The sequence below is a fragment of the Microbulbifer elongatus genome (assembly GCF_020524885.1).
Classification (GTDB): domain Bacteria; phylum Pseudomonadota; class Gammaproteobacteria; order Pseudomonadales; family Cellvibrionaceae; genus Microbulbifer; species Microbulbifer elongatus_A.
Map to the genome: position 1 here is coordinate 81,334 of NZ_JAIVKJ010000002.1, position 17,576 is coordinate 98,909.

The following is a 17,576-nucleotide window of genomic DNA, read 5'->3' on the forward strand; positions in this document are numbered from 1 at the left end:
CTCTCCCATCGACATCCTGTCAGTGTCTTTCGCTCCATCGATACCGCCGCGCCAGTCATCGCACGCTCGCCCCCCTTTTCCCACTACCTTCTAGGCTTGGTATTAGGGAAATAAAGGAGAGGTAATCGTGATGGAACCCCGCTTTTTACTGCCGGGGCTACTGGCCTGCGTACTGTGCTGCGCAACCGTGGCCGCGGAGGAAGCCAACAATGAACAGGGTACTGCGGACGCCGGGCCCGAGACTATGGAGCATGTGGAAGTGATCGGCTACCCGGTTCCGGAAGTCTTAACCCGCGAGGACGAGGCCGACAAGCCCCTGATCGCCGAACAGTTTCGCGAGGAGCTCCGGCAGGACCTGCTGCAGGAACACAATCGGCGCGAACTGATGAGCGCTATTCGCCACCAGCAATTGCAGCAGCTTGAGGCATTTCGTATAGCCGGCGAGGGCCAGGACAGCGAAGAAGTGGCGCAGGAGGTGCAAGCACAACCGGTGCAGCCGCTGGAAGAGTTGAAGCCCGCCGCACTGACCATTGAAGCAGATACGGAGCTTGAAGAAGAAGCAACCGCCATAGAGCCGGCACCGGATAATCAAGCAGAAGAAGAGGCACTTCAGGAACCTTCCTAAGGCGCCTGAAGTCATTCACACCAAATGTCGCCAGGCCGGACCCGACCGGACGCCGCACCTTTTGCTTGCTGCGTCAGTTGTCGGTATCCGGGATCTCTCCCAGGCATTTGCGTGCGTCCGCCAGTAACTGCGCCATCAGGGCGGCGTAATCCGCCTCCTCAGGCAGGCCGGTGCCAAGAGGATCGAGAGGTACGTAACCCAGATTCATATGCTCGGCTGTTTGCCGATCCCGATCATTGCCGGGCACCTCGCCAAACAGACATCCTCGCAGCTGGCCATTTTTCGCAACGTCCAGTTTTTCCAGCATGGTGCGGGCACCGTGCTGGTGGCTGGCAGAAGTGCGGAGACTCTCCACCTTCACACCCGCCGGACCGAAGAACTGGCTGTAGGCGGTGTGCGTCGAAACGATCGGCACCCCGCGGTAGGCCCACAATGCCCGGTCCTGAACCTTCTGCAGATTAGCCATGGCACGGGAGAAGTCGCGCGCGCGGGAGCGAAACGCCTCCGCCTTACCGGGATTCATCTCCGCCAAACGGGTCGCAATATGGGCGGCCATGACCGCAGCATTGCGCGGGCGCAGCCAGATATGCGGGTCGCCGCTTTCCGAGCCCTCGAACTCATAGCCGTCGGCTGCCAGCAGCCCCAGCTGCTTATTCGCCGGTAGCAGCGCCATTTGTCGCGCCAGAACCGATTCCATCTCCGGCCCCAGCCAGATCACCAGTTGCGCCCGCTCCATCGACAGGCGGTCGGCTACTTTTGGCGCGTAGTGGTGGGGGTCGCCATTGCGGATTAGTTGCCGCACCTCGAGATCATTGCCCGCGACTTCCCTGGCAATCAAGGCCACGGGGCCGATGCTGGCCACTAGCAGCGGCTTGTCGGCGCCACTACTCTCATTCTCCCGCGGTGAATCACCAGTGCCGCAGCCCGCAAGCAATACGGCCAGCAGAGTAAGCAGCATGAACAAAGCGGTGCGAAGTGGTTGATGGGACATGGAAAGACAGCCTGACCGGAACAAAGTGCGCATAAACTGCGCTTCAACATATAACCTCAAGAGCGCGAAAGCATAGCCAGCACGACGCCCCTCTAGAGGGAAACTGTAACAATAGCTGCCGCCAACGCCCGAAAGGGGGTGCGATATAATCACACCCGGCTTACACTCGCCAGCCATATCCGCCCATTCGAAACCATCTGATGTCAGACGGTCAGTCTTATTGGAGTGTCTCCTGAGTCCTTCAGCACCGCTCATTCGCGCCCACAACCTCGGTCTGGAAATCGCCGGACGGCAACTGCTGCGGGATATTTCCCTGGAATTGCACCCGGCGGAAATCGTTACCGTGATTGGCCCGAATGGCGCAGGCAAAACCACCCTGCTGCGTTTACTACTGGGGCTCAGCCGCCCCACTACGGGCAGCGTTGAGCGCCAGCCGGGGCTGCGCCTGGGATATATGCCGCAGCGCTTGCAGATAGACGCGACCATGCCAATGACCGTCGGCCGCTTTCTGCAACTGGGTATCGATGGGGTGAACGTAGAACAGGCACTGGCGCGGGTTGCCGCACCGCACCTCGCCGGCACGCGTCTGGCGGACCTGTCCGGTGGCGAGATGCAACGTGTGCTGCTGGCCCGCGCCGCGGCGCGCAAACCGCAGTTGCTGGTGCTCGACGAGCCAACGCAGGGTGTCGATCTGGGTGGCCAGAGTGAGGTGTATCAACTGATTGCGCAGTTGCGCGACGAACTGCAGTGCGGCGTCTTGCTGGTTTCCCACGACCTGCACCTGGTGATGGCTGCCACCGACCGCGTGCTGTGCGTGAACCAGCATATCTGCTGTCACGGCCACCCGGAACAAGTCAGCAAGGACCCGGTGTACCTGGAAATGTTCGGCGACAAACTCGCACTCTATACCCACCAGCACAATCATCACCACGACCTCAGCGGCGAGGTAGTAGACGACTGCTGCGACCACGACCATGCCCACGCAGTAACCCCACCTCCATCCAGCACACAGCCGCCGAATTCCGGGAGTGGAAGCGACCAGTGAACGATTTATCGCAGCTTTTGCACAGCACATTTCTCTGGTATGCGCTGGCGGCCGGCCTGCTGGTGGCCCTGGTCAGTGGTCCTCTGGGATGCTTTGCCGTGTGGCGCCGTATGGCCTACTTTGGCGATACCCTCGCCCACTCCGCGCTGCTCGGTGTAACCCTCGGCTTTTTACTGCATATCCAGCCCACGCTTGCGGTGGGCGCGAGCAGCTGTCTGATGGCCCTGTTGCTGGTGTATTTCCAGCGCCGACAGAACCTGTCCGTGGACACCCTGCTCGGGATTCTCTCCCATACCATGCTGGCGCTGGGGATCATCACCATCAGCCTGCTGGATATCAATGTGGATCTGCTGTCCCTGCTTTTGGGGGACCTGCTGGCAGTGTCGACCCAGGACCTGGTTTTGATGACGGTGGCGGCATTTGCTATCGGCCTGCTTCTGGTATTTCTTTGGCCGAAATTGCTGGCGTTCACCCTGCACGAAGAGCTGGCGGCGGTGGAAGGAGTACCGATAGAGCGCATCAGGCTGGCACTCATGTTGATGCTGGCGCTGTTGATCGCCATCGCCATGAAAGTCGTTGGCGTGCTGCTCATCACTGCCCTGCTGATTATTCCCGCGGCCACTGCTCGCCGACTTTCCACTACCCCGGAACAAATGGCCGGTTTTGCCGCGCTGATTGGTGCCACCTCCGTACTGCTCGGACTCGCCGCTTCCGTGCTGTGGAACACCCCGGCGGGTCCATCGATCGTACTTGCGGCGGGCGCACTCTTCCTACTCGGTCAGCTGCGGCGCAGCGAGCAATAGCACTCAGCTAATCCCCCCTTTGGCGGCCGAGGAAACGTCTCTTGCCACCACGACTTTGGTGCGAGTGGACCGGCTCACTCCCGGCGCGGTGAAAGCCATATATGGTGAGTCCGATACCGATCATCATCAGTACGAACACCCCGACGCCGACAAAAAGAATCAGTTGATCTGACATAGCTCTTTGCGCACCTAATCGCGACGAGCCAACAGCGCAGAGACTTTGACGTAGATACCAAAGGCGAGAATGGTCGGCACCCACAGCGCGGTAAATACGCCCTGCTCGCGGTAGCCGTTGAACCAGAGGTATCCCGACAGGGCAAAGGAAATCCCAACGGCGAGAAAGATAAACAAGTCCGAGAGCTGGAACATTGGCGCCTCCGTGTCCTTGGTATGGTTAGTCGTGGTAGAAGCCGATAGCGGCAATCAACAGGCCGGCGATGGCAAACGAGGCTGGAATACGCAAACCGGGGATACCGAACACCGAAACCAGCGAGGGCACCACACCCACCAGCCCCAGCAGGAACCAGATAACCCACGGCAGGACCAGGGCGATTCCCAGATAGCCCAGCCAGCGTCGCTTACTGGCCATTCCCATCCGCTTGTATCGCAGCTTGCACCTTCAACTCCTGTGGCATCTTCAGCGTGATTCAGCCTACTAACAGACTAGCTCAAGGCTGCCCGACTAGCCGATGGCAGCGCACACTGTCTTAACAGGTAAGGAAATGCAAAATAGACAAACTGGAAGGAGAACTAAGGCGGTAATGAAAAAACCGCCCGGAAATAATTCATTAGAGCTGTCTGGGACCTTTAGACGGGATACCGCAGCAACGTCATATGCAGCAAATTTACCCCCCAGTGCGTAAACACACAGGCCCAGAAGCTGCCGCGCAGTTGCCACACCAGCGCATACCCCAATCCGGCAACGCCTACCAGCGCGAGGAGCTTGGGGGATGCCGCCCAACCGGTGTGTAGTGTCGTAAACAGTATCGCAACGAGAAAGGTCGGCAACCACCGCCATTTACCGGTCAACCATTCGCCCAGGCCGCGCTGCATTATCCAGCGAAAGAACCCCTCCTCCGCGATACACACCACCAGCAGGTTGATCAAGGCGGCGATGGCGATCGCGGCGGTAAGTTTGGGGAAAACCCCCAATAGAAATGCTCCCAGGACAACTGGTACGGCGATGGCGGCCGCGATTACGGGTAAATCGGCGCGCTTGAGAGGCTGCGGACGCAGCAACATAAAGATCACCAGGGTCAGGGCGATGACCGCCTTGGCCGGGCGAAAGCTGGCGTAGATCAGGTTACCACTATCGTCGCTGTATGGCGGTAGTACGGTGATGTGTTCATTGCCGGGAATAACACCGCTGTTGACGGCAAGCATCAGGAGACCGGAAATCAAAAAGCTGCTGGCTTTCTTCCACCCCTGCGTGCTCTCAATGGCTACCAGCCCCAACCAGATAGCCGGTGCAAATACCCCGACCCACCCAAAGGGAAAAACCAGTAGGCAAAGAAGTGCAGCAGGTAGCCATTGGGTTTTACCAGTGAAAGGTTCTATCGCGCGAATCACCGGTGCGCCCTGTTGGACATGTAATGAAAACATAGAAAGTCCATTTTCAGTTTTATCATACGAGAACAGGCGCCATCTTAGCGCCTGTTGGTGATCAATTCAGTGACGGGATACCCGCTGGGGCTTGCCCATTAACCGATACCGGTTAGCTGTTGTCATTCAACCATTGTAAGTAGCGCGCATAGACCGATAGGTGAGTTTCATTTTTGCCGGATCCAAGGGCGCCTTGAAAAACCCGTGGTAGTGACCTCGAGGATTTATCAGTACCACCTGGGAGCCGTGATCCACCGTGTAATTGCCATCATCCAGAGGCACCTTGTTAAAAGGCACATTCAACTGATTAGCGAATCGTTTTAGATTCAGGAACTCGCCGGTTACTCCGTAAAATTCCGGGTTGAAGTAGCGTACATAATCGTGGAGCTGTTCTGGCTTGTCTCGTTGCGGATCGACGGATACCAGCAAAACATCGGTATCCTTCCGGGTGTCAGCATCCAGGGTTTGATAAAAATTGTTCAGTGTCGCCAGGGTCGTAGGGCACACATCCGGACAATGGGTAAAACCAAAAAATACCAGAGTCCAGCGCCCCGCGAGCTCAGTCGTTTTGAATTCGCTCCCAGTGTCTGCGATCAGTTTAAACTCATCCAGAATCCGCGGGCGCTCCAGTTTTATCGCTCCATTCGCCCTGAGTTCCGCATCAGTAATAACCCGGGGCTGATTCATTTTATTAAGGAAGCCTGCAATAACCGCGACCATGAACAGCACCATGATCACAACGGTGAGATAGATACCACGCTTCTGTTCGGGGGTTTGTAACGCATTCTCTCCCATGGTCAGACTCCACTGGTGGGCAGTGCGATCAGGTAGTGATCCAGCAGCATGATGCAGAACAGTGCCATCAGATAGATGATTGAATACCTGAAGGTTTCCATCCCCGCATTCGGGTTCTTATTGCGCAGCATTTCCACAGCCCAGTAGAGAAACCCAACACCCAGCACGACTGCACCGAGCAGGTATAGCCAGCCCAACATGGCAGTGGCAAAAGGAAGCAGAGTTACAGCAAACAGAATGATGGTGTACAGCAGGATATGGATTTTGGTGTAGCCCACGCCATGAGTGATGGGCAGCATGGGGATTTCCGCTTTTGCATAATCGTCGCGGCGGTGCACGGCCAGAGCCCAGAAGTGCGGCGGCGTCCACGCAAAAATAATCAATGCGAGCAGCAGACCGTGGCCGTGTATCTCTCCGGTAACCGCCACCCAGCCCAGCAGCGGCGGTGCCGCGCCGGCGAGACCGCCAATCACAATATTTTGTGGCGTGGCGCGCTTGAGGAACATCGTGTAGACAACGGCATAGCCCAACAGCGAGAACAGTGTGAGCCACGCGGTGAGCGGGTTGATAAAGGCGAGAAGAATCGCCATACCGCTGCAACCGAGAAGCATCGCGAACAGTAGCGCCTTCTGTGGTTCTACCCGACCACGTGCTACCGGGCGATTGGTAGTGCGTGCCATTTTGATATCGATATGGCGATCAACCAGATGGTTCACGGCGGCGGCGCCACCAGCACAAAGGGCGATACCAATATTGCCCAGGATCAGAATATCCAATGGCACCATACCCGGGACCGCCAGCAGCATGCCTATCACCGAGGTGAGAATCATCAACATCACCACGCGCGGCTTGGTGAGTTCATAGTAGTCGCGCCATCCGGCGCGTTGGACATTTACTGCCTGGGTACTCATGGTTACCACCTCGTTGTCATTATTATGTGAGGTACTACTCAACCCTCAATATCAAACATCTTCCTGCACAATCACTCGAAATTTCTTACGCAAAATTCTTGATCGTCGGCTGCACTGTATTGATTCGGTAGCAGAAGGTCAGCAGGCTCAGCAGCAAAAGTGCCGCACCTGCATTGTGCGCTACCGCAATGGGCAGTGGCAGTGACATCACCACATTCGCAATTCCCAACCCTACTTGCAAGCACAATACCGCGAACAGGCCCTGCGCCCAGCGGCGGGAGCCAGCGCGCCAGGCTAGTATCGCCAGCAGCCCGACCAGCATCGTAACGATTATGGCGCCAATCCGGTGAGTGAGGTGAATCGCCGTGCGCGCATCCCCCTCCAGTGCGCCACCGAGATAATTGGGGCCTATCTGCTGGGCTACATTGAACCCCTGGCTAAAATCAGTTGCAGGCCACCATTCACCGTGGCAGGTCGGAAAATCTGGACAGGCGAGCGCTGCATAGTTGGAGCTGGTCCAGCCGCCAAGGGCAATCTGTAGACCGACAACAATTACCGCCGTCACCGCAAGTGGGCGGAGTTTTTGCAAGGCGGTAAATTCGTGTGCGGGCACCAGTCGTTTTCGATACCGCAATCGTTCTGCAAGCATCCACAGTACCGACAGAGTCGCCATACCACCCAACAGATGCGCGGTAACCACTTGGGGCCACAGCTTCAGGGTGACGGTCCACATGCCGAACGCCGCCTGCAGAATAATAATCCCCAGTAAAATGTGGCTCTGGATAAACCCGCGGTGTCCGCGACGGCGCCAGAACATGTAGGTCATACCCACCACGAGTAGCAGCAGGGTCCCGGCAAAGTAGCGATGGACCATCTCAGGCCAGGTCTTGTCGGTTTCCACCGGGGTATCCGGGAATGCCAGGTTGGCAGCAGCGATTTCGTGCCCCTCATTCGGCCACAGCAGGTGCCCGTAACAGCCCGGCCAGTCCGGACAACCCAGCCCCGCGTGGGTAAGGCGGGTAAACGCACCCAGTACTACCACTACCACCGCGAGAGCAGTACCGATCAGGGCCAGCCGGAAGCGCCAGTCTTTTTTGTAGTTCTTTCGCAATTCGGTGATGTCGGATTCCACATCCATTCCGCTCTCTCCCCAGTTTATTTTGTCTGTTTGTCGCACCGGAAGGCCTTCAGGGACCTCTACTTTTCGTAGGAGTACTTCAGCAGTCGCTTGATATCCTTAAGTACCTGGTTACCGCTGTGCTGGCTGCCGTAAACCATCATGGCAAAGCCGTTTTGATCTACCAGCAGCACACTTGGCCGCGGCAGTTGCGCGTGATTGCTCTCGGCCAACCAATGATCTAGCTGCTTCTGGTCCGCGGTGGCGTATCGCAGTAGCGGGTATCGGGCCGCCAGATCGCTGTGCAGCGGCTCCTCCAGCGACCCACCAGTAATCAGTAAACGCTCGACCCTGGAGGCTTTTTCGCTGAGACGAATATGTACCTGACGGGTGGTGTACAGCAGTTTTTCGCATTCTTCCACACAGGACTGATCGCCAATGATCAGGAAGCGCCATTTGGGATCCTCGCTCGCCAGCTCAATTGGATTGCCACTGCGATCCAGCAGCTCGAGCTCGCCTACTTGTTGCGCGGGGATGAGCAATTCGCCCTGGTTTACGGTACCCGAGGGCATGCCTGCGCCGGTGTAAAACACGATGTATGCGGCCAGGATCGGCAGCGCGACCGAGGCAAAAACGATAATACCGGTCCAGCGGCCAATACCCGATGGTTTCCGCTCGTTGTTTTTACCAGCCTTCAGGGCTGAAGTTTCGGAAAGGGTTGTCTCGGTCACGGTTTGCACCTCACTGTTGCGCAGCGGTCAACTCTGACTTTGCTCATTCGAGAGCCGGTGATCCGGTCGCGCAGGATCATTATTGTTATCGGTTGATTATCTCTGTTCCGTCGCTTTTTTAAACCACTTGTCGCGGAGAATTTGCCGGAAATTGGTCGCTCCGAGTAGCCACAAGACAAACAGGGCCGCGGCCATAGAGAACCACTGTACTGCATATCCCCGGTGCTTCTGCGGTTTTGTGCTGACCAATTGCCAGTCTGTGAGCAAGGCGGTATCGGAATCTGCGCTCAGACGAATGTGCCACTTAGCGTGTTGCAGATTCAGCTGGCTGCCGTTTAAGTCATCGAGTCGCTGAATACGCTTGTGCGACTCCGGCATGTGATTAGAGGGGGATTGCCCGGAAATTTGGGGGGGCACCGCTTTTGCCGGCTCCGCAGTGGCACCACCGGGATATACAAAGCCGGTAATCACCTTGGCTGCCAGCGGATAGGTCACCTCGGGCAAGCGGGTGCGATCGCTACCGGCCGGAATCCAACCGCGATTGATCAGCCAGCGCGCTTTGCCACTGCGGCTGTCTCCGGTCTCGAATACCTGCAATATTTCGTAACCCACGCGGCCGGAGCGCGTGCGATTATCGAGATAAAAATATTCATCGGTATAGAAGCCCAGGAGGCGCACCGGGGTATAGGCTTGCGGCTCACCGAGCCCGGAAAGATTTACCGGCTGTGATGACAGTCGCGCGTCTACTTTATCGAGTATTTGTTGTTTTTCTTCTGCTCGCTGCAGCTGCCAGTTGCCGAGCCAGAGCAAAAGCGGAAATATGCACAGGCACAAGATGCTGAGTGGCCAGCTGCGTATAAATGCTACACTGGCTGCTCGCGATGGTTCTCCGGCTTCCGTGGAGGGTGTTCGGGTCCCGGTAGATAATGCGTTATCACCAGTTTGAGGTGACCTTTTCGGAACTGTCATGCCAACAATACTTCTACTTCTGATTACTTCTATTAGTGGCGTTCTATTATGTGGCTAAAAGCGATTATCGTGTTGCTGTTTCTCGCCGTGCTGGCCAGTCTGACCAGCGCTCTGCTTTTTTTATTGCGCGACATGGGCGCACCCGAGTCCAAGCGCACCCTTTATGCTCTCGGTGTGCGCATATCCCTGGCTGCGTTGCTGCTGATTGCCATCTGGTATGGCTTCGACAGTGGAATTCTTTCCAATACCGCGCCCTGGGCAAACAAATATTGATTGGTGCACTAGCGGTGGATGCTTAGTGCATCCACCAATTGTTCGTGGCTTAAGCGCCCAGAACGTAGACAAAGATAAACAGTCCTACCCACACCACATCCACAAAGTGCCAATACCAGCTGGCCGCCTCAAAACCGAAATGATCGTCAGGCTTGAAGTGATGAGCAATCACCGACCGCAAAAGCATGATCAACAGCATGATGGTACCCAGGGTCACATGGGCACCGTGGAAGCCGGTGAGCATAAAGAAGGTAGTGCCGTAAATGCCGGATTCCAGCGTCAGTCCCAGATGCTGATAAGCCTCCAAGTATTCTTCTACCTGGAAGAACAGGAAGGCAGCACCCAATACCACGGTAGCGCCGAGCCACAGGTTGAACCCCTGGCGCTTGCCCTTTTTCAGGTATACATGGGCAATATGCACGGTGACACTGGAAGCCAACAGTAACACGGTGTTCAGCAGCGGCAGGTGCCAGGGATCGATGATGCCTTTGGGTCCTACCACTTTCGCCGCATCGCCAGCTACCGCCTGTTCCGGGGTCACCATCAGCGGCCAGGTGTTCTGGAAGCCTTCCCACAGCATATTGGAGGAGCCGCGATCACCCTCACCGCCGAGCCACGGCAGCGTAAAGGTGCGAATGTAGTACAGAGCACCGAAGAATGCCGCGAAGAACATCACCTCCGAAAAAATGAACCAACCCATTCCCCAGACATAGGAACGCTTGAGCTGGTCGCTGTTGAGCCCCTGCATGTTCTCCTTGATCACAGCGGCAAACCAGAACCAAAGCACGGTAGCCATGGACAGTGCGCCGGCAAAGAAAATATACGAGCTGCCTCCGTTGACCCAGCTGGCGGCGCCAAAGGCCGTCAGGAATATGCCGATGGTGGCGAAGATAGGCAGCCGGGACTGCTCGGGCACATAGTAGCTGCTTTCGGTGGCCATATTTTTTATCCCTCTCGCTCGGAGTCGGTATTTTTGTTGTTCGCTTGTTTGGCAATTCTTTCCGTGACATCAAACAGCGTGTAGGAAAGCGTAATGGTATTTACCCCGGCAGGCAGATCCGGGTCGACGATAAAACGCAGACCCAGTTCAGCGGATTCGCCGGCGGCGAGTGCCTGCTGGTTAAAGCAGAAACACTCGGTTTTGTGAAAATAACTGGCGGCCTTGAAGGGCACCAGGCTGGGAATAGCCTGACCTACCATGTCGCGGTCGGTGGGGTTGTAGGCAAGGAAAACCGTGTCCACGGCTTCTCCCGGATGCACTTTCATTTCCACCACGCCAGGTGTGAATTTCCACGGCATGTTCTCATTGTTGCTGGCAACAAACTGCACTTTCACCGTGCGCTCAGTATCCACCGCGGCCGGCACCGCTTCGTAGCGGTCGCCGGTTTTTCCGTTCAGGCCGGTGATTTCACAGAAGGCGTCGTATAGCGGCGGCATGATGAACAACGCAAAGCCGAGCATGCCGACCGCGAGGGTCAGCAGCTTGGCAGTGGTTTTTGCGTTTGCACTCATAGACATGACGACTGCTCGATTGCTTAATCAGCGCACGACCGGAGGTGTGCTGAAGGTGTGGTAAGGCGCGGGGGAAGGCACACTCCACTCCAGTCCTTCCGGGTTTTCCCACACCTCGTCGGTCGCCTTTTTGCCGCCCTTGACGGTGCGAATCACGTTAAACAAGAACACGATCTGCGCCGCACCGAACAGGAAGGCACCAACGCTGGCAATCTGGTTGAAGTCGGCAAACTGCAGCGCGTAATCCGGAATCCGGCGCGGCATCCCGGCGAGACCAACAAAGTGCATCGGGAAGAAGGTGACGTTCAGGCCGACAAACGCCATCCAGAAATGCACCTTGCCCATGGTTTCGTTGTACATATTGCCGGTCCACTTCGGCAACCAGTAGTAGACACCGGCAGTGATCGAGAAGATCGCACCCGGCACCAGTACATAGTGGAAATGTGCCACCACGAAGTAGGTATCGTGATACTGGAAGTCCGCCGGAGCAATGGCGAGCATCAGGCCGGAGAAACCACCCAGGGTAAACAGGATCACGAAGGCGATGGAGAACAACATCGGGGTCTCGAAGGTCATCGACCCGCGGAACATGGTCGTTACCCAGTTGAACACCTTCACCCCGGTGGGTACCGCAATCAGCATGGTGGCGTACATAAAGAACAGCTCACCGGCGATCGGCATACCCACGGTAAACATATGGTGCGCCCACACGATGAAGCTCAGGAAGGCGATACTTGCGGTGGCGTATACCATCGAGCTGTAACCAAACAGCGGCTTGCGCGCGAAGGTGGGAATGATTGCCGACACGATACCGAACGCCGGCAGAATCATGATGTACACCTCGGGGTGACCGAAGAACCAGAATACGTGCTGGAAGAGTACCGGGTCACCACCACCGGCGGCGCTGAAGAAACTGGTGCCGAAGTGAATATCCATCAGCATCATCGTGACCACACCCGCCAGTACCGGCATTACCGCGATCAGCAGGTAGGCGGTAATCAGCCAGGTCCACACGAACAGTGGCATCTTCATCAGGGTCATACCCGGTGCGCGCATATTCAGAATGGTGGCAACGATATTGATTGCCCCCATGATTGAGGATGCGCCCATGATATGGATGGAGAAGATAAAGAAAGTCACGCTGGGCGGCGCGTATTCGGTGGACAACGGAGCATAGAAGGTCCAGCCGAAATTCGGTGCTCCACCTTCCATAAACAGTGTGGATGCCAGCATCGCGAAGGCGAAAGGCAAAATCCAGAAGCTCCAGTTGTTCATGCGCGGGAGCGCCATATCCGGAGCGCCGATCATCATCGGCACCATCCAGTTGGCCAGGCCAACGAATGCCGGCATCACCGCACCGAACACCATGATCAGGCCGTGCATGGTAGTCATCTGGTTGAAAAATTCCGGCTGCACTATCTGCAGACCGGGCTGGAACAATTCGGCGCGGATTACCAGCGCCATACAACCCCCTAGCAGGAACATCGCAAAACTGAACCACAGATACATCGAGCCGATGTCCTTGTGATTAGTCGTGTAGAGCCAGCGGGTAAAACCGGGTTTCGGACCGTGTGCCATAACTAAACTCCTCTCGGCTCCTGCTTACTTATTCTTGAAATTGAGAATGTCGATGGGCTGCACGGTGTCGCCCATATTGTTGCCGAAGGCATTGCGCTGATAAGTGATGACCGCGGCCAGATCCACTTCATTCAACTGTGCACCAAAGGCCTGCATCGCCGGGTTACTGGGCGATCCGTTCACCACCATGCTCAGGTGGCTATCCATACCGCCAGTGGCAATTTTGGATCCCGCAATCGCCGGGAAGGCGCCGGGCACACCCTGGCCGTTTGGCTGGTGACAGGCGGCACAGGAACTGTTGTAAACCTTCTTGCCGCGCTCGTAGAGTTCGTCAAAGGTGAAGGTCTTGTTGGTCAGCTCCTTGATGAGTGCTGCCTGCTCGGCACGCTCACTCAGCCAGGAGTGATATTCATCCTCCGGCACAGCCTTGACCACGATGGGCATAAAGCCGTGGTCCTTACCACAGAGCTCCGCACACTGGCCGCGGTAAATGCCGGGCTCTTCGATACGGGTCCAGGATTCATTGACAAAGCCGGGGATTGCATCCTTTTTCACCGCCAGCTCAGGCACCCACCAGGCGTGGATCACATCGTTGGCAGTAATCAGGAAGCGGATCTTTTTGTTGGTGGGCACCACCATTGGCTCATCCACTTCCAGCAGATAGTTTTCCGTTTTCGGCTGCTGGTTGTTGATCTGGGAAGCGGGGGTGGACAGGTTGGAGAAGAAGGAGACATCGGAACCCAGATAATCGTATTTCCACTTCCACTGGTAGCCAGTGATCATGATGTCCAGATCGGCTTCCTTGGTGTCGTAGATATCGTAGAGGGTTTTGGTGGCGGGGATCGCCATGCCGACAAGAATCAGGGTGGGGACGATGGTCCAGGCCAGCTCCACCAGCGTACTCTCGTGAAACTGCGCCGCCTTGTAGCCCTTGCTTTTGCGGTGACGCCACATGCTGTAGAACATCACACTGAACACCACGACACCGATCGCCACGCAGATCCAGAAAATCAGCATGTGCAAATCGTAAGTGGTGCGGGAAACTTCGGTTACCCCCTGGGTCATATTGACCCCCCAGCGCTCTACGCCTTCCTGTGCTTTTTCTGCCGCCTGTTGGGCGAAAGCACCGGGAGCGAGAACCGAGAGGGTCAGGAAGGCGAACAGCCGTTTTAAGCCCATCAACATCGCCTGCAGATCTCCATGTTTGTTATTCTCGCGGGCCGCCTTCTGCGCTCACATTGCTGCGGGCCAACCGCGGGAAACACCCGTGGCAGGTCGCTGCGTTGCGAGCCGCAAAATAGCAAAACCCTGTAACAGCGGCTGGCTGTTCGGAGGACTGGAGTCTGCCCCGATCCGAAGATCGGGTTATGTTCCACACATCATCATGTGGACATGCTGTAGTAAACCAAGACTACATACACTGTTCGCACACCGGGCGAGGACCTCGACTGCGCGATACTGCTTATCAGTGCAACTTGTTATTTTTACTTCAGATGTCGTCGCCCGGAAGGTACAACCAACAACCTGTGTCTTTCTGTCGCATCTAGCAGTTTCAAAAGAAACACATCGCCAGAAGAAAGTCAATTAAAACGCCAACTTACATGAAAGATTCACCGGCGCACCGCAGTGCCTTTTCACGCCGTTTTACCGCGCCCTACGTACGGGTTTGGCAACTTGCCTGGCCGATGATCCTGAGCAACATCACGGTGCCCTTATTGGGCGCAGTGGATACAGCCGTGCTCGGTCACCTGCCCAGCCCGGAATACCTTTCCGGTGTCGCCATTGGCGCCAGTGTTGTGTCCATGCTGCTGTGGGCGTTTGGATTTCTGCGTATGGGCACCACCGGGTTGGTGGCTCGCGCCGGTGACGATCGCGAGGGCGCCGCCTGGCTTTTGCGTGCGCTCAGCCTGGCGGCACTGCTGGGTGCGCTGCTACTGCTGCTCGCGTCACCACTGCTGCCTCTCATCACTCAGTGGATGAACGCCAGTGCTGAGGCCAGCCCCCACGCGAGGGATTACTTGCAGATACGCCTGCTGAGCGCACCACTGGCGCTGGCGAATTTCGCGCTGCTGGGGTTTTTTATCGGTCGCCGCGACAGCCGAGCGCCACTGGCGATACTGGTAACCGCCAACCTGCTCAATATCCTGCTGGACCTGATACTGATTCTCGGCCTGGATATGGGCGCGCGCGGCGCTGCCTGGGCGTCGGTCAGTGCGGATATCTGCGGTTTCTCCATGGGGTTCTGGCTGCTGGGGCGACGCCACCGGAATGCGCTTCAGGAGATGCACACGATATTGCAGCGCGCCGATTTCTGGCCGTGGCAGCGCAGCGCACCGTGGAAGGAACTGCTGAGAATCAATACGGACCTGTTTATTCGCACCAGTCTGCTGCTGTTTACCCTGACATTTTTCACTGCCCAGGGTGCGGCACAAGGAGATACGGTGCTGGCGGCCAACGCCATCCTGCTGCAACTCCTGATGATGACCTCCTACGCGCTGGATGGCTTCGCCCACGCCACCGAGTCGCTGGTCGGCCACGCCGTGAATCGGGGCTCAATGACCCAGTTCAGGCGTACCAATACCGCAGCTGCAGTATGGGCCCTGGCCTCCGCGGTAGCGATCACGGTGGTGCTGATCACAGGGAAAAACTGGATCTTGCCACTGTTTACCGGTATTCCCGCCGTTCTGGCCGCATCTGCCACGTTTTACCCCTGGTTGTGCGCCCTTCCGCTGGTAGCGGTATGGAGTTATCAACTCGACGGCGTTTTCATCGGCGCGGGGAAAAGCCGGCAAATGCGCGACACCATGTTTATCGCAACTGTGTTGGTATTTTTACCTTGCTGGTGGTTTACCCGCCAGTGGGACAACAATGGCATCTGGTTCAGCCTATTTTTGTGGTTTGGCGCACGCTCGGCCGGATTATTGGTCTACTTTTATAACTACACTAAAAAAAACTATTGGATGTAATTGGAGCAACGGTACCGATTCCTCTTCCGGCGTTAAGCAATCTTGTCCGCTCTCTTGAGCAGCGCTCCATCAGTGGGGCAACGGGGGTTCAGCAGACAAAGAAACGGGGAGGCGGTTTCGCCCTTTTTGTTTTGATGTATGCCTGATCACTATCAACTGATTCAATTGTGTATCGACCGCGCTGTCGCCGCCGAACAGGCGCGCGGGCGTTTCCGTCGCAGCCTGCACGACACCCTGCCCAGCCTGCATCGCAGCATCCAATTGCCGCAGCGGGATGCCCCACTCCATATTACCTGTTTCGTCATTCGCTATATCCAGGCAATTCCCCTCTGGCTGCAAAGGCTGGATGAGATGTGTGATGCGGGGGGGCTGAATTTTCACCCTGTGCGGGAATTGATAGTGCACAGCTTTAGCGAAGTGCCCGAGCACCAACCCCACGAACACGGCCTGGGCTCAATTCTGGACGAGGCCTACTTGGCTCACCGTACCATGGAAGAAATCAACGACCTGCTACAGCCCCTGTGTGGCACGCACCTGTTGCCGATGGATCCCATGGTGGCCAATTTGGTGGTACGGGAATTACTTGGGGAAGCTCTGGCTTGCCAGCTGGATGACCTGGCGGAAGTGTTGTTGCAGCGCTTTGAGCCAGCGGAGCTGGATCCTGCGAGACTGGTATCGATGATCCTGCACAAACAGCGCTACGACGATGCCCCGGGGGCATGGCCGGACTTTGCACGCCACATGCACATCGAACTGCGCACTCCGTCCTTGTCGCGGCATTTGGATGTATCGCATTAGTGTGTCGCACTCGCGAGCGGCCTCACGGCCGCCCGCCAGATTCAGATCACTGCTCTACAATCTGACGCCAGTTACTGAAAAAATCCACCTCACCCTGTAGAAGGTTGCGATTCAGGTCGTCGGCCTTGCGATGCATTTTTTTATTGTAAAAATACAGGCTGCCGCCGCGCAGAGAGAACCCTTTCGGGTTGTCCGTCAGTAACTGATAGAACTCTTTCTGACGCTCCAGATATTGCAGCACGCGCCGCTTGCTGAAGCGCCCCTTGCGGTATTTTTGGAAAATTCTTTCCTGCAGCTGCTGCTGGGTCAGTGCACGCGCTTCGGGTGAAATCCGGCTCACATCCAACAGCCTGTTTACATCTACCCGCAGGTCGTCCAGGTAACGGTCTGCGGCTTCCGCGGCTACCTTGGTGCGGTAAATGGCCTTCTTGCGTCGAGTTTGAAATTGTTCACTTTTCGCGGTTTCCAGGCTCCAGATTTCTTTCTTGGCCATTTCAGCCAGCGGTCGAAATATGGTTTTATGCTGGCGACTGGTATTTACCGTAAGGCGATCACACACCTCCAGGGCACCCTGCCAGTCCGCAAAGGGTTTATCTTCGTACACTGCGTCCGGCAGTGCTGCCACACGCTCCCGGAGACGCCTGTCTTCCTTTTCCAGTTGTTTCGGGTTTTTGGCCCAGTCGTTCGCTTGCAACGTAAACAGAGACAGCAGCCCCTGATTGACACAGCGGGTAATCAGATGCGCAGCATGAGCTTGCTGTTGTGCGCGCACTTCACGGTAGTGATCCAGGCCGTAAAACGCAGCAATAGTGATAACGATCGCCAGGGCAATCAGGGGATAAATTTTTTTCAAAATAATA

The 17,576-nt window shown here is 56.5% G+C and carries 21 protein-coding genes; 6 read left to right on the top strand and 15 right to left on the bottom strand.

What is annotated here, in order from left to right; all coding sequences use genetic code 11:
* Positions 1-127 precede the first annotated feature (127 nt).
* Positions 128-625 carry a hypothetical protein gene (locus tag LC059_RS07690; protein ID WP_226703264.1) on the top strand — a complete coding sequence of 166 codons (498 nt, stop codon included), beginning with the start codon at positions 128-130 and terminating at the stop codon, positions 623-625.
* Positions 626-698: 73 nt separating this feature from the next.
* Here LC059_RS07690 and LC059_RS07695 read toward each other — a convergent pair whose 3' ends face one another.
* Positions 699-1,616: a metal ABC transporter substrate-binding protein gene (locus LC059_RS07695; protein ID WP_226703265.1), complete on the bottom strand. Its 918-nt coding sequence runs from the start codon at positions 1,614-1,616 to the stop codon at positions 699-701.
* Between the two features lie 220 nt (positions 1,617-1,836).
* Here LC059_RS07695 and znuC point away from each other — a divergent pair, with 220 nt between their 5' ends.
* On the top strand, positions 1,837-2,661 hold the full coding sequence (gene znuC, locus LC059_RS07700) for a zinc ABC transporter ATP-binding protein ZnuC (protein ID WP_226703266.1): 825 nt from the start codon (positions 1,837-1,839) through the stop codon (positions 2,659-2,661).
* On the top strand, positions 2,658-3,464 hold the full coding sequence (locus LC059_RS07705) for an iron chelate uptake ABC transporter family permease subunit (RefSeq protein ID WP_226703267.1): 807 nt from the start codon (positions 2,658-2,660) through the stop codon (positions 3,462-3,464). Before znuC ends, LC059_RS07705 begins: the two co-directional genes overlap by 4 nt.
* Before the next feature lie 7 nt (positions 3,465-3,471).
* Here the strand turns inward: LC059_RS07705 and LC059_RS07710 are convergent, their stop codons facing one another.
* The 9 genes from LC059_RS07710 to LC059_RS07750 form a co-directional block, all read right to left on the bottom strand.
* On the bottom strand, positions 3,472-3,639 hold the full coding sequence (locus LC059_RS07710; RefSeq protein ID WP_226703268.1) for a hypothetical protein: 168 nt from the start codon (positions 3,637-3,639) through the stop codon (positions 3,472-3,474).
* A gap of 14 nt (positions 3,640-3,653) precedes the next feature.
* Positions 3,654-3,833: a hypothetical protein gene (locus LC059_RS07715; protein ID WP_226703269.1), complete on the bottom strand. Its 180-nt coding sequence runs from the start codon at positions 3,831-3,833 to the stop codon at positions 3,654-3,656.
* Positions 3,834-3,858: 25 nt separating this feature from the next.
* Positions 3,859-4,053 carry a hypothetical protein gene (locus LC059_RS07720; protein ID WP_226703270.1) on the bottom strand — a complete coding sequence of 65 codons (195 nt, stop codon included), beginning with the start codon at positions 4,051-4,053 and terminating at the stop codon, positions 3,859-3,861.
* 218 nt (positions 4,054-4,271) lie between these two features.
* Positions 4,272-5,066, bottom strand: coding sequence for a CPBP family intramembrane glutamic endopeptidase (locus LC059_RS07725; protein ID WP_226703271.1), 795 nt, complete (start codon positions 5,064-5,066; stop codon positions 4,272-4,274).
* Positions 5,067-5,192: 126 nt separating this feature from the next.
* Complete coding sequence (locus LC059_RS07730; RefSeq protein WP_226703272.1) at positions 5,193-5,861, bottom strand: SCO family protein; 669 nt, start codon at positions 5,859-5,861, stop codon at positions 5,193-5,195.
* A gap of 2 nt (positions 5,862-5,863) precedes the next feature.
* The gene (gene cyoE / locus LC059_RS07735) at positions 5,864-6,772 is read right to left on the bottom strand and encodes a heme o synthase (protein WP_226703273.1); all 909 of its coding nucleotides are present in this window, start codon (positions 6,770-6,772) and stop codon (positions 5,864-5,866) included.
* An 85-nt stretch (positions 6,773-6,857) separates the two neighbouring features.
* Entirely contained in the window at positions 6,858-7,910 is a 1,053-nt protein-coding gene (locus LC059_RS07740) for a COX15/CtaA family protein (RefSeq protein ID WP_226703274.1), read from the bottom strand.
* Between the two features lie 59 nt (positions 7,911-7,969).
* Positions 7,970-8,620, bottom strand: a complete 651-nt coding sequence (locus tag LC059_RS07745; RefSeq protein WP_226703275.1) for a hypothetical protein — start codon at positions 8,618-8,620, stop codon at positions 7,970-7,972.
* A gap of 96 nt (positions 8,621-8,716) precedes the next feature.
* Positions 8,717-9,430, bottom strand: coding sequence for an SURF1 family protein (locus LC059_RS07750; RefSeq protein ID WP_264189392.1), 714 nt, complete (start codon positions 9,428-9,430; stop codon positions 8,717-8,719).
* Positions 9,431-9,637: 207 nt separating this feature from the next.
* Here LC059_RS07750 and LC059_RS07755 point away from each other — a divergent pair, with 207 nt between their 5' ends.
* Complete coding sequence (locus tag LC059_RS07755) at positions 9,638-9,862, top strand: DUF2909 domain-containing protein (protein WP_226703277.1); 225 nt, start codon at positions 9,638-9,640, stop codon at positions 9,860-9,862.
* A gap of 49 nt (positions 9,863-9,911) precedes the next feature.
* On the opposite strand, the gene LC059_RS07760 is transcribed toward LC059_RS07755, so the two are convergent.
* Genes LC059_RS07760 through coxB form a run of 4 tightly spaced genes read right to left on the bottom strand, consistent with a single transcriptional unit; the run spans position 9,912 to position 14,137 of the window.
* Positions 9,912-10,802, bottom strand: coding sequence for a cytochrome c oxidase subunit 3 (locus LC059_RS07760; RefSeq protein WP_226703278.1), 891 nt, complete (start codon positions 10,800-10,802; stop codon positions 9,912-9,914).
* A gap of 5 nt (positions 10,803-10,807) precedes the next feature.
* Complete coding sequence (locus LC059_RS07765; protein ID WP_226703279.1) at positions 10,808-11,380, bottom strand: cytochrome c oxidase assembly protein; 573 nt, start codon at positions 11,378-11,380, stop codon at positions 10,808-10,810.
* A gap of 21 nt (positions 11,381-11,401) precedes the next feature.
* Complete coding sequence (gene ctaD / locus LC059_RS07770; RefSeq protein WP_226703280.1) at positions 11,402-12,952, bottom strand: cytochrome c oxidase subunit I; 1,551 nt, start codon at positions 12,950-12,952, stop codon at positions 11,402-11,404.
* Positions 12,953-12,976: 24 nt separating this feature from the next.
* A complete protein-coding gene (gene coxB / locus LC059_RS07775; RefSeq protein WP_226703281.1) occupies positions 12,977-14,137 on the bottom strand; it encodes a cytochrome c oxidase subunit II in 1,161 nt (386 codons plus the stop codon).
* Positions 14,138-14,553: 416 nt separating this feature from the next.
* Between coxB and LC059_RS07780 the strand changes: the two genes are divergently transcribed.
* Together LC059_RS07780 and LC059_RS07785 are read left to right on the top strand one after the other, a co-directional pair.
* The gene (locus LC059_RS07780; protein WP_226703282.1) at positions 14,554-15,918 is read left to right on the top strand and encodes an MATE family efflux transporter; all 1,365 of its coding nucleotides are present in this window, start codon (positions 14,554-14,556) and stop codon (positions 15,916-15,918) included.
* A 138-nt stretch (positions 15,919-16,056) separates the two neighbouring features.
* Entirely contained in the window at positions 16,057-16,716 is a 660-nt protein-coding gene (locus LC059_RS07785; RefSeq protein WP_226703283.1) for a hypothetical protein, read from the top strand.
* A 46-nt stretch (positions 16,717-16,762) separates the two neighbouring features.
* On the opposite strand, the gene LC059_RS07790 is transcribed toward LC059_RS07785, so the two are convergent.
* Positions 16,763-17,569: a hypothetical protein gene (locus LC059_RS07790; protein ID WP_226703284.1), complete on the bottom strand. Its 807-nt coding sequence runs from the start codon at positions 17,567-17,569 to the stop codon at positions 16,763-16,765.
* Positions 17,570-17,576: the final 7 nt, after the last annotated feature.